Origin of the sequence: Vibrio harveyi (assembly GCF_030060435.1) — a bacterium.
GTDB classification, from domain to species: domain Bacteria; phylum Pseudomonadota; class Gammaproteobacteria; order Enterobacterales; family Vibrionaceae; genus Vibrio; species Vibrio harveyi.
In genome coordinates this window covers 18,180-30,358 of the sequence record NZ_CP125877.1, presented here as the reverse complement: position 1 = coordinate 30,358, position 12,179 = coordinate 18,180, and the positions used below count along the sequence as shown (strand labels likewise).

The window sequence follows — 12,179 nt, the reverse complement described above, 5'->3', positions numbered from 1 at the left end:
CTCCCGACGGGAGGCTCTCCCGTCAGGGTTGATATATTGCTGTTTATTTGCGACGTCCAGCTAACGTACTCAAGCACCAAAGGCACTTTCCAAAAAAGTCTCTATGTACGTACAAACTGCTTTGGAAAGCGAGGGGGCATTTCCCCCTGCGCTTGTTATTTTTACCTTATAGTTTCCTACAAGGCTACATCGTGTGATTCACATTGTTCGATATTCGGCCAATAATAGATTGTACCTTTGCCCATTTGATCTTGACGTGGTGTACCTAGAAATTTGAATAAATTTCCCATGCAACTTGCCACTGCTGAAAGATCTTTTCCTGGGGGGACATCTATCCCAAGACAAGTACGACCATACATAAACCGTCCAGAATATGAACGAACATGGAATTTAGTTTGCTCACTCTCAGGTTCATCTCGATTTACCTTATCTACAGCAAGTACTACCGCTTTGTTTAGAACGATAGTTTGACACGCCTTATCAAGCTCACCGAAGCGTTCAACGTCGATACCACAGAACTTATCAAGTCCCGAGGCAGCATCATGAACAATCAGTTGCTTGGTGTCAGCCAATTCATTTTCCATCGGCTTCCAAATGTTTTCAGCCTCTTTATCAATGAATTGCACTACCTCATGCCATGACCAAAACTCAACATCATCTCTGATGGCACAATGTTCAGGTTCTCGATCTTGCTGCATACATTCCAGCAAAAGCAAATAGCCGTCATACCATGTTCCTTTATATTCATCATTGAATTTAAGGACTTGTGCAGCGGCCAATCCAATTGCTTTCTGTTTCAGTGAAGTAGTCATCGTAATTTCCTCGAACTTGGAGGAGTCCACCAGCAGGTGATACTCCTCCTGGTGGCTATTTATTTCTTTTGGCTAACTGTCTGAGTGTGTATTGGCAAAGGTTACGCACTTCATCAGGGTCGTAACCAGATAACACACAACAGGTAACAAATGAAAATGGATGAACTTCATCAGAGTTCAACCATTCATAAGCTTCATCTTTTGCTTTTTTACCAGAGCGTCCGTCAGCAAGGACATTTAAGCTATACCGCAAAAATGCCTCTCTTAGCTCTTTAATCTGCCCATCAGTCCAAGTTTCGATTTCAGTTTCAAACTCTTGCTCGACTGTACGTTCAGAACATGATGCTACGATTGTTAAGGGAGTAACCTTTTCAATCGGCTCTTCATCATTTTCTAATAGCAGATCATCAAAAATGAAGGGGAGTTGTAATTGTGCATCGTAGGTTAATACGCTTGCAGTATTCATGGGTTGCTCCTAAAAATTTAATTGAGAGGCAACCCACTCCCAAAAGGGCATAGGTATGCCCCTTTGGGGTTAAGTTTCATATGTTAAAATCCAACAATCTGAGAGTTAATTTGCTCTTCCAGCCAAAGCTCCAATGATTCGAGCTCTTTTCTTTCCGACGATGAATTTGCTTTTAAAGCATCACATCTAACGGCCAGCTGCATCGAGCGAACTTCCTCTACAGTTTCCACGTTGTTTCCAGCAAACATAACTAGTTGCGAATTTGGCATGGTCATAACTCACCTCCCTGAGTTTATAAGCCAGTATCTAATGCCTAGATTCAAGGTTGGCGTTAAACCAATCTGCGGGACATTCAATCACCGCATGAGTTACGACATCTCGCTCTGAGTAACCTTGAACCAAAGCATCGGTACACTTCTCAGGAGAAGTACCTTGAGGGACCAACAATTCAAGATGAATTCCATCCGAACCAACTAAATCATCCCCGTAAGGGAAGCCATTGATCGTTTGGTTGTGTCGCTTACACCATTTGATGATATTGGCAATACGACCATGCTCATCTTGACTAGCTATTCGTTTATTCAGCTTCATTGGACACCTCCTGACATGCACCTAGTTCTACCATGCTTTGCATACATAGCTGGTTCATATCCATTGTGAGTGTGTCATTTATGGCCGAATAAACGATCCCCTCTTTCGCAAGTTTTAACACCTGTTTCAACAGAGAAAGAATAGATTGAGCCTCATCGTCTATACGATCTGCTATATCTTTCCATTCCCAATGTTCAAATGGTTGCCATGCAGTTAAATCGGGCTCTTCACCTTTCTCAACGCATTCTATTAGATGCTCGTAAGCCATGAACCAATTGTCAGCACTTCCTAATTCTGACAGGTACTGAGCAGTTGCTTGGGCGTATGCGAGTTCTTCTAATTTTGGCTTGGTGGTTAAGGACATTCTTAAACGCTCTAGAGCTTCTTCTGCATCATTACGAGTTAAGAAGAAGTGTTCTACAGACGAACGGCAACGTTTGCCTTCCGCATAGTAAAGAATGCTTTCCTGTGTACAATCTGGAGTGGCTAAACCGTACTCCTCAATTGTTATAGGCTTGATGGTTAATGACTCTTCACACAATTCATAAACAACAACAGGGAAAGTGCTATTGCGGTAAAAATCGTGATGGTATTGATTGGTCATACATATTTCCTCTTTGTAAAGAGGAGCCCAACCCGTAGGTTAAAGCTCCTCAGGGTTGGGGTTAGATATCGACAGTTACATCTGACGTTGCTGTAGCACAGCAAGGCAAAATTTCACCATCATTAAGATATGCTATAGGTTCAGCACGGTAAGAAATGTTCCCTCTTACCAGCTTGCACCGACATGCTCCGCAATACCCATTTCTGCATTGCGACTCAATAGCGATACCTTTTCTTTCTAGTTGAACCAGTAACGTACTTGTACTGGCTGGTAAGTTGACATGCATTGTCATACTCCTTATTTGAGAAGCATGACTCCCAGCGGGAGAACATGCCCCGCCAGGGTGGTTAATAGATGAGATTTTGCTGTTTATTTGCGACGTCCAGCTAACGTACTCAAGCACCAAAGGCACTTTCCAAAATAGTCTCTTTGTAAGTTCAGACTGCTTTGGAAAGCGAGGGGGAGATCCCCCAGCGCTTATTACCCTTAAACGGTACGTACTCCGATCTCTCGGTGTACTAGAGTATTTCGACATAAATTCGAGAATTTTTCTAATGTGGAACTGCCCTTTCTAGGTGTCAACATTAGCTTTCACTCTGTTAGGGTATAAACCCCAGAATCCACTCGAACAAAATATCGTTCATCTTGCAGCACTTGACGAACCTTGGCTTGCCAGTGTTCGTTTTGTCGGTGTTTCGCGTAAGGTGCAATTTGTTGGTAAATGGCATCTAACGATAAGGTTTTACCCTGTAACACTCGACGCAACACTGCTTTCCATGTAACTCCAACCATATTGGCCGCACGTTTATCTGCTACTGGGATAAGCGAAAGCGATGATGATGCATTTTGCTTTTTGAATACCAGTAACTTTTCATGGGCGATACGAACCAGCTTACTGTTATTGCTGTAGTTGGTCCGGTCAGAGACACAGTTGTGTTGCACCTTGATGATCTCATCAACGAGTTTACCTGGAGCCAAACGCTCAACCAGACTGGACAAGTTATAATACTCGCCTTTACGTCGAAGGTTTCCCATCAAAATACCGTAGTGACCTCCCGGTTCACAGGCATCATGTATATTCATAATGGCTAATTCTAGAGCTTCCACGAACTCTGGCAACGATAGACGGCTCATATCCCATTTATTGGGTTCGCCATACATGTTTCCAGAATATTGAATCATATCGGCATAAGGGGGGTGCCACCAAATAAGGTGGGCTGGCTCCCCAAGAAATGCAGACAGATCATCTCGCAGCAAATTAAACCCCTGATGCAAGTCTGTACCAATAAAACGAACTTTGAGTTCATTTGCCACATCAGTACTGGTTCCTCCCCCAATACTAGGGTCAACAACTAAGCCATTAGGTTTCATCATATATGACTCAATAAAGTCTTTAATGATGTGTCCGGTGCAATTACCTCGATACTTGTTGTCGCCATAATGACCACGATTAGGGTAAGAGCAAACAGATGTAGTAAACATGGTGTGTCCTCCTTGTGGTGGGCACACCATGCTCCCTATAGGGGCAATGGGTGCCCCTGTTTAGGGTTAAAGGTTGTCGGTGTACCATGCATCAAGGCTTTCGTAATCCTTACGATATATCTCCTCATTGGGAGCTGTCATAAAGACCACATCACCTTCACAGTAGGTACACAATTTGAGCTCACGCTCGTTATACCAGAACGCACTATATGACGAGTCTTGATGAGCAATTCTCCAAGAGTCGTTCAGGTAGCAATTCCAAAAGGTTAGTGTATCTCCTAGTGGAAAGTGACTACGTTCGATAATCGAACCATGCTCTGTTTGTTCTGGTTTAACTCGTCCTGTTTTTAGTCGCTTCTTAATGATACGTTTGGCACGATTCAGCAGTGCAAATAAGCGAGCATTGTCACTGCTATACCATTGTGGATTACGCTTATTCCAGTAGAATTTTGCGTCAATCTCACCAGATAAGCGCTCCATTTCATTACGGTTTAAAGTATCTAAGAAACGGCGCATTGCCATGTCGTGATTAAGCGTTGATTCTAAGGATGCGAGTGTAGTCATTGTGATTCTCCAGTTAATAGAGACCACTGCCCATTCAGGGCAAGTGGCCCCGAAAGGGTTATTTAAGGACAAGTGAAATTTGTGTTGGCGCAACGTTTAACTTGAAATAACGCTTATTAGCTTTATACGCTAAGTCAAACCAACCTACCGGAATGGATACGCTGCCATCATCACCACCAAATATCATTCGAGCAGTTTCGTAAAAGTCGTCATCTTTGTCAGGATTACATCCGTGAGCATAGACAACAGCACCTCTTGATCGAGGACTTTCTTTTACATCTGCGTTGTTCAGAAGATACAAACCTTGATCTTTTACCAATAGCAACTGCGGTTCGACTAAAGACTTGTCTATCTGGCTGGAGTCCGGCCATCCAAAATCTTTGTGTTCCTCATCGTTTCCATTGGAATCAACAACTTTGCCTGTTTTGTATAGAGCAGGCTTAAAGAGGTCATCCATTGTTGGTGAATAACTTTTCGTCTTATTAAGCTCATCCACCAGCAGTTGTACTTCTTTCATGTTAAATTTTACGATTGCCATAATGGCCTCCATTAAAAATTGAGAGGCCAGCAATGCCCTAGAGGCTTTGATGGCCCCTTAGGGTTTAGGATTTAATTTATTCTACAAATATATTTAGAGCGCGTTTGATATCTAACTCAAACTCATCCAAGCATGGCATTGATGCATCCATCTCGTCATACCCTTCTCGCTCTATAATTCCCCAAAAACAATCTGAAAGATTATCAACCAAATCGAATAGTTCACTTTCTTTCCACTTATTTGGGGCTCTTTCTATTTCGTCAACACATCTATAGATGAGGTTTGAATATGGATAAAGATCTACAACAAAGTTATCTTCACCATAGCCAAAACAATCTCCGATATTGATGTGGTTGTCCTCTGCATGTTTCAGTACAGCGGTAGTGAAATAGAAATGGTATTTTGCTTTATGTGCGTTTTTTGTGCTCATGGCTGTCTCCATAAAATTGAAGAGGCAACCAACGCCTACCAGGGCGCGATTGCCCCGTTAGGGTTAATGTATTAGATTCGGGCTTCCATAATCTGGAACTGCCCTTTTGTCTCTGAGCATAACTCTTTGAGAGAGCTATACAGTTGCTCTGCCGACAACATTGGTTTACCCAAAGCTTTCATTGCCTCAAGTGCATTTTCAGCTCCATGCTCCCCTGTTGCGTCAAAGACGTTGTAGTGGACTTCACCTATTGAAAGAATGTTTCCGCTCGCCTTCACACCAACCTGCATTTTTTCAACAGTTAATGTGAGTCGCTCACTTAAAGAACCTGAATGAACACTTATTGTCGTATCATCATGGAATACGCCGTTATAGATTTCATCAAAGTTGATCATGATACTTTGGCTGTATTTTTCGCCAAAATAGAGTGTTAAGCAAACTTCCTCTAGTTCCGTATCTGTCACTAATGCACCATTAGCTTTAATGAGATACGGTCCGTCGATTACAGCCTTCATATCGTCATGAATTGCGTCGTATACATCACCTGCCGTCAAAGTACCATTTGGTTCTTTTTGGACAGATTTAATACGTGTAAACACTTTTTCATCCGACAATTCAGAACTGTTATCTGTGAAGTAGTCAGGTCTCAAGTCTTCTTCTTGGATTTGATAGTATCCTTCCGGAACCACCCACTCCTTCCAACCTTCAACCCAATCTGTTTCAGTGTAATCACTCCAATCAGGACTTCTATCTCGGTTAATAACATCGAGAACCCCATCAATAGTCCAACCATAAACTTTTTGGGTTTCTAGGTCGGTAACGGGAATACGACGCTCCAACGGAGTTTCAATGGACATCAAACTAAGTTTAGTTTCATGGATTCTGAACACATCCCCATCTAATTCAATGAGGCTTTCTGGGTCCGTTAACAAGCTGTGTTTGCCTTGTGCAAGATCCAGAAAATATTCCACCCCTAGACTGATAGTGCTAACCAGATAGTCAACACTATCGACAAGCTCTGCACAGGTCTTGAGATGAGATGGTAACAGTCGGCCAGAAAGGTTAATTCCCATATCAGAAATTTTCTTCTCTGGATTTTTGATTGCTACGTTTGCGGCCACACGATATGCCTCATAGGCATCTTGTGCAGTAGGATAATCAAAACCCTCTGTCAAAACGCAAAGGAAAGCTGATTGTATTTTCAAGTCAGTATCGGTGTGAGCGATAGTCATGGTAGTTCTCCATAAAAATTGGACACACCTATGCCGTCGAGCAAGATGTGCCCGAGGGCTGTGATAAAAAGTGAATTAATGCTGTTTATTTTTGGCGACCAGCTATCGCACATCAGCGCACAAGGCACTTTCCTTGAATCTCTCGACTTTCACATGTGAAAGTGAAAGGCTAAAGGAAAGCGCCGGGAAACCCGACGCCTATTTCTGGTAGTTGATCCACCAGATTCAATTAGCTCCCGAACTTTCGGTGCCAAACGCTCCCGCAGGCATTTTCCATTTTTCACCGTTCGGTAAAAAAATAGGTAAGGTATATTCCTTACTGGTTGCTTGCAGTAACGCTTCCTTATCATCAATCTCAATGGGTTTTACCAGTTTCGCTCGTTCTGCCACTGTCAGACCTTTACGGCTTATAGCTGTGCCGAACTGGCGCTCATACTCTGATATTGCTTCTAGCCGATCAGGAAAGTATTCGCCTATGGTTGCCCAGATACGATCTGAGTTAAACACACATGTAGCGCACGATGACCTATTCCAGCCTAAACGATATGGTACTGGCGGCACCAGCTCCCAATCTGCCAAAATTTGCCACACTTCTTCTTCCCTAAGGTGGAGAACTGGCCTCCAGGCATCAATATGGCGAGGTTTACGTGGATTCTTGGACTTACGTAAGGTATCACCAGCATGAGGTTCAAGCTGATTATACTTTGCGCGGTTGCCAGACTCTTCACGCCGCTCACCAGTAATGAATAGCACTCGCTTACCGACAAAACGATCCTGGCTAGTTATTCCTCTACGACCAACGTCAATTTTCAACGCCGATGAACACCACCGAGTTTGCAATGAAGCTGCTTGTTGAGGAAACTTTAGCCTTGTACCAACCTTGACCCCGTTGCGTGGCAACTGAATTAGACCATCAGGTGTCTCCACTATATGCTCGTGGCTTTTACTGCTGTTTTTAAGCATTTCGCCTTCAAAACCATGCTTTAGCCATGAAAAATACAGTGGAATACCGATTGCTTTCGATAGTTTCACGCAGTAGTCATCAATAAAGGCCCAATCCATCAGAGTAGAACCCTCATTCCCATCAACTAAATGATGCCAAAGTTCTATTTTTGACGGAGGAAATCCTCTATCTAGAAGGTACTTGAGGGCAGCAAAGCTATCTTTACCACCTGACATACACACTATAGCGATGTCGTAATCCAAATCGATCTCTGGTGCATCAAAGTAAACCCCAGGCATGGCTGGCTCTAAAGCAATCAAGTTTTCCTGACCACTAAAAAGATCCATCTGTGAATTTAAGATGCTGTTCTTCATCGAAGGAATAATCACCTGATCATCAAAACGATCAGATGTTGGCTGTATAGTATTCATTTTCCACTCCTAATGTTGAGGAGCAGTACTCCCCTCGGGAAGTGACTGCCCGTGGGGTTAAACTAATTTTCCATCTTCATTAGTAGCTGTGACCAACCAATACCCATTGTCTTCATAGGATCGTTTAGTATCACTTGCTTCTAATTCGTTCTCTGTTATCAAAAGACATTCAGGACGATTGGAATTAAAATCCTCTTCTGTTTCGTATCCAATAACTTCAAACATAAATACTCCCTAATGATATACAACGCTATCCCCCTATCAGGGAGTTAGACGCCTAAAATGAATAGGCCCCGTCCCTGACGGGATAGGGCCAATACATGGACTGATTAAGCAGCAAAAGCGGTCAACGATCGCTCCATTAACTTAAACAGTGTTTTTTGTAGATCCGCAGCATCTTCGATGACAATGTTCGTATTGAACAGTCGATTAACGGCTGTAGTTTCAATACCGATACCAATCATTTCTATGTCACTGGCTTCACACAGTCCGATAACTTTGTGACAGGCCAGTGCATTGTTCGGCGCACCATCTGTCACAACTATCATCATTTTACGTTCCTCTCTGGTTTTGGTTAGCTCAAATGCGCTATACCAAATGCCCTCAGCCATCGGTGTACCACCGCGTGAATTGAAGACAAATTTACCAGTTTGGTTTTGTACTTTTTGACCATGCTTTACAACGCTGTACACAGGAACATTGGAGTTGTTACCGAAAAACGTTACTGCTGGATTAACCCCTGGAATGCTTTCTAAAGCTAATGCAATAGCTAAAGAGGCTTCCCTTGCAATATCTTCCCTGCGCTTACCGTTTCCGGCAGGGCTATCCATTGAGGAGCTCATATCGACCAAAATGTGAACCGCTGTATTAGGGCGCTTCTTAGCTTCTGGTCTCTGGAAAATACGAGTATCTCCAATGACAACTTTATGTAGTTGACGAGTGTCTACACGCTTTCCACTTCTTTGGTTCCTATGAGCAGTTCTTTGGCTGGCTTGCACCAATCCATAAAGCTGCTGTCGGATTTTTGAAGTTGTACTTTTCACATCTCCATTGAGACGCTGCCCAGCTTTTTTGTGATCATGGATATCCATTGCTGACCGTACTGTTTGGTAACGATCATCACCTTCTTGCTGGGCTACCAGATTCAGCTCTTGCTTCAAAGCGTCTTGCGCATTTTTAGGCAAATCACTGTTTCCAGCGCTTAGTACTTGTTGTAGCAATTGAGAAGCATTAGGAGGAGAACTGTTACCGCTCGCGTTCTCTTCACTATTGTTACCTTGAACTTCGGGGCTATTTTCATTTTGCTCACTTTGCGCTCCACTACTGCCACCCTGTTGTTCTTGGCTATTTTCATCATTGCCATTAGATGACGACTGTTCCTGCCCATTTGGACTTTGAGAGTCGTCACTACTTTTATCCTTCTGCTCAGGTGATTGCTCACGTTGAGATTTCGGATTTTGCTGCTCTTCACTATCTTTCTCTTCTTCGATCATCTTAATGATGTCATCAGCAAGAGATGCAGCGTTTGCAGTTGATTTGGCGTCCACACATTTACGTAGCAAGGCATTAAGCCTTACAACAACACCTTGAGGGAAAACTCTTTCAAACACAGCTTTTGCGCCATCTAAACGCTCTTGCAATGCAGTTTGACCTACACCAACTGTTTGCAACCAATACAAGCAGTATGCAGACAGGATGGATGCAGGGTGGTCTTCATCTCTCACGGGTTCATAATGGCCTGCTTGAAGCATGTATCGAGCCATCTCGTGCAGTGTCAAAGCTGTTCCTGGATAGACCCCAGGCATTGCTCTTTCAATACGACAATCTTCAATGACGTTTGTTAGGTGAGCGTGCAAGCCGCGTCGCCTTTCTACATTGAAGTCCGTAAACCGAACGTGTGCAGCTTCATGTGCCAAGTAGCCCCAAACAGCATCCATATTTGGATAGTCATCTGGAACATTTGGAATAACGATAGTTTGACCATCAGTGCTTGCGGTATCTGACCCCAAGGCAACTTTCACACCAAACTTCTCGCCATAAGCAGCAGCTACGATGGGTAAAGCATTATAAACAGTACGTTTTTTAGACATATTTCTTCTCCAATTTGGACAGAAGAAACAAACCACCCTCGGAAAGGTGGTTGTCCCTTCCGAGGGGGTTAAAAATAACAATCCTGATCATCAAGCTCAGTTGGTTGCTGTTCAGGTTGACTTACAACATGATCATTAGAGTGAGATTGACCAAAGTCCTTGCCAACATAATCTGCTGGGTCTTGGCTATAGTCTTCCACTGGAATGTCATCACAATTTAGGTCTGCATCCCACAGAGTCTGAGAAGAGACATCGCTTTTGTCTTCCAAAGCATCATCTTCCTCGTCATCTTGGTTTGCACTGGATGTGCGGTTGGCTAAAAACGCTTCGAAGTCATCCAAAATAGTTTCAGGTTCTAAGTTATTAACTTGTTCACCATCTTCTTGGTTAATTTCTTGGCTTTGCGTTTGAACGTATGGCTGTTCCAGTGCCTCATCACTCTCAACACCTTCACTTTCATCTTCTTGATCAGAAGCTCCAGACTCTAATGAGCTGAGTTCATCTCTGGTCAAGGTTTTGGCTACATCATCAACACTAAGCGAACCACCAGCATATTCTTGAATACGTTGGCGATCACACATGATTAATACGGCGGCCATAATTTGAAAGAAGAACATACCTTCAATATTACGCTTTCCAGCTCCGTGCTTTTCGTACCCTGCCAGTGTTTGATCGAGCAGGCTAACGAGCGGAGTGAATGCGCTGTTCAAAAATGACAGTCCATCCACTTTATCACGTAGGTTTTTTAGCGTTGCGCCTGTAGCTGTTGCTACATGCATCTTCCCAGCTAAACGTTTGTTGTAAAAATCATTGGCATCATTTACCACCTCAGCAATGAGATCATCGCCCAACTCCTCAACCTTACGATTAAGTCTGTGTGCGCTTTGCTCATCTTGAGTAGGTTGAACCATAAACACCTGATATTCAAAACCAATTCGTTTTTCTACTTCTTCACGAGGAAGAGCTCCAGCACGAATAGCAGTCTCGTATTCAGGGTTTTCTCGACACCATTCATCAACGGCATTGTTGTAGCCAGTAACGAACTCGTGTTTTAACTGTTGAACTTCGACGTCAATCTTGTCCAACTTGGCGCAAATCTCATCAGTTTTTGCTACGGGTACAGCATAGCCATTCATGAATGGCATACCATAGCTAAGCAAAAAACGTCGAGTTTCTGTTTTCAAGCGATGAAAGCCTTTCAGCTTCGCTGGATCACAGATTTTTTTCGACCCTAATTGAGCTACTTTCTCTGGTGGAATTTCACCACCAGCACCCAATTTAAAGTCAGATGCAGACAAACGAGTTTGCCCACTCCAGATATCAAAATCAGCATTAATAACGCATAGATTTTCGAGATGTTTAACTTTTGACATGGTTTATTCTCCAGCAAAGTGAAAGCACACCATGTCCCGAACCGGGCATGATGTGCCCGGTTGGGCTATAAAGTTAAAGTGAGTTACGCAGGAATAATCATCCAGGTAAAGGTGGATGGAAATGAATTTCCAACACGTTGAACATTGTCGTACAAGGTGTCATTAAATACTCGGGTCATCCAGTTCGGAGAACCTTTCTTTTTATAACATAGCTTGTAGTTTTTCATGGTTGCCTCCTAGTGCAATAGACAGGAGGCTAACTCCGAACAGGAGAAGCTCCCCTGTTGGGTTAAATTGAAATGAGTTTGATGCTGTTTGTTTTTAGCGACCAGCTATCGCGTCTTCACTCTCGATGAGAGTAGAATTCGTCCTTTTCCGTTGAAGACCGAAAAAGCAATCTTCAATGGAAAAGGGGGGAATACATTCCCCCTTTCATGTCTACATTTCACATAGGCTCAATGTACCAGGTAACACTTTTTGGGAAAGAGTTTGCCACTCTTTGTACATTGGCATAAATCGTATCTTTGTAGACACGTTCTAGCCAGCGGCCACCATGTAGGTACATGAGCTTGAAGTTCTGTGTTTTCATTGTAGATGCCCTTTGTTGCTTGTTTCTAAAACAC

The 12,179-nt window shown here is 43.2% G+C and carries 17 protein-coding genes; all 17 read right to left on the bottom strand.

Annotation, left to right across the window (positions count from 1 at the left end):
• Window positions 1-176: 176 nt before the first annotated feature.
• Window positions 177-812, bottom strand: a complete 636-nt coding sequence (locus QMY49_RS26520; protein ID WP_069541839.1) for a hypothetical protein — start codon at window positions 810-812, stop codon at window positions 177-179.
• Window positions 813-867: 55 nt separating this feature from the next.
• Window positions 868-1,278, bottom strand: coding sequence for a hypothetical protein (locus tag QMY49_RS26515; protein WP_053309067.1), 411 nt, complete (start codon window positions 1,276-1,278; stop codon window positions 868-870).
• A gap of 83 nt (window positions 1,279-1,361) precedes the next feature.
• The gene (locus QMY49_RS26510; protein WP_014386752.1) at window positions 1,362-1,553 is read right to left on the bottom strand and encodes a hypothetical protein; all 192 of its coding nucleotides are present in this window, start codon (window positions 1,551-1,553) and stop codon (window positions 1,362-1,364) included.
• 31 nt (window positions 1,554-1,584) lie between these two features.
• On the bottom strand, window positions 1,585-1,869 hold the full coding sequence (locus QMY49_RS26505) for a hypothetical protein (protein ID WP_014386751.1): 285 nt from the start codon (window positions 1,867-1,869) through the stop codon (window positions 1,585-1,587).
• Entirely contained in the window at window positions 1,856-2,473 is a 618-nt protein-coding gene (locus QMY49_RS26500; protein ID WP_242533005.1) for a hypothetical protein, read from the bottom strand. Before QMY49_RS26500 ends, QMY49_RS26505 begins: the two co-directional genes overlap by 14 nt.
• Before the next feature lie 61 nt (window positions 2,474-2,534).
• Window positions 2,535-2,759 (bottom strand): class I ribonucleotide reductase maintenance protein YfaE, encoded by a 225-nt coding sequence (gene yfaE / locus QMY49_RS26495; RefSeq protein WP_014386749.1) that lies wholly within the window; start codon window positions 2,757-2,759, stop codon window positions 2,535-2,537.
• A gap of 305 nt (window positions 2,760-3,064) precedes the next feature.
• Window positions 3,065-3,955, bottom strand: a complete 891-nt coding sequence (locus QMY49_RS26490; protein ID WP_069541838.1) for a class I SAM-dependent methyltransferase — start codon at window positions 3,953-3,955, stop codon at window positions 3,065-3,067.
• A gap of 66 nt (window positions 3,956-4,021) precedes the next feature.
• Window positions 4,022-4,519 carry a hypothetical protein gene (locus QMY49_RS26485; protein WP_140150410.1) on the bottom strand — a complete coding sequence of 166 codons (498 nt, stop codon included), beginning with the start codon at window positions 4,517-4,519 and terminating at the stop codon, window positions 4,022-4,024.
• A 58-nt stretch (window positions 4,520-4,577) separates the two neighbouring features.
• Window positions 4,578-5,057, bottom strand: coding sequence for a DUF3085 domain-containing protein (locus QMY49_RS26480; protein ID WP_014386746.1), 480 nt, complete (start codon window positions 5,055-5,057; stop codon window positions 4,578-4,580).
• Window positions 5,058-5,133: 76 nt separating this feature from the next.
• On the bottom strand, window positions 5,134-5,487 hold the full coding sequence (locus tag QMY49_RS26475) for a hypothetical protein (protein ID WP_140110339.1): 354 nt from the start codon (window positions 5,485-5,487) through the stop codon (window positions 5,134-5,136).
• A gap of 71 nt (window positions 5,488-5,558) precedes the next feature.
• Entirely contained in the window at window positions 5,559-6,719 is a 1,161-nt protein-coding gene (locus tag QMY49_RS26470) for a hypothetical protein (protein ID WP_206970968.1), read from the bottom strand.
• A gap of 225 nt (window positions 6,720-6,944) precedes the next feature.
• Window positions 6,945-8,093 (bottom strand): adenine nucleotide alpha hydrolase family protein, encoded by a 1,149-nt coding sequence (locus QMY49_RS26465; RefSeq protein WP_206970969.1) that lies wholly within the window; start codon window positions 8,091-8,093, stop codon window positions 6,945-6,947.
• A gap of 57 nt (window positions 8,094-8,150) precedes the next feature.
• On the bottom strand, window positions 8,151-8,318 hold the full coding sequence (locus QMY49_RS26460) for a hypothetical protein (protein ID WP_154119426.1): 168 nt from the start codon (window positions 8,316-8,318) through the stop codon (window positions 8,151-8,153).
• 104 nt (window positions 8,319-8,422) lie between these two features.
• Window positions 8,423-10,183 carry a VWA domain-containing protein gene (locus tag QMY49_RS26455; protein ID WP_206970970.1) on the bottom strand — a complete coding sequence of 587 codons (1,761 nt, stop codon included), beginning with the start codon at window positions 10,181-10,183 and terminating at the stop codon, window positions 8,423-8,425.
• 68 nt (window positions 10,184-10,251) lie between these two features.
• Window positions 10,252-11,556: a DUF3150 domain-containing protein gene (locus tag QMY49_RS26450; RefSeq protein WP_130268207.1), complete on the bottom strand. Its 1,305-nt coding sequence runs from the start codon at window positions 11,554-11,556 to the stop codon at window positions 10,252-10,254.
• A gap of 83 nt (window positions 11,557-11,639) precedes the next feature.
• Window positions 11,640-11,783, bottom strand: a complete 144-nt coding sequence (locus QMY49_RS26445; protein WP_014386740.1) for a hypothetical protein — start codon at window positions 11,781-11,783, stop codon at window positions 11,640-11,642.
• Window positions 11,784-12,001: 218 nt separating this feature from the next.
• Complete coding sequence (locus QMY49_RS26440; protein WP_017085247.1) at window positions 12,002-12,145, bottom strand: hypothetical protein; 144 nt, start codon at window positions 12,143-12,145, stop codon at window positions 12,002-12,004.
• Between the last annotated feature and the right edge of the window lie 34 nt (window positions 12,146-12,179).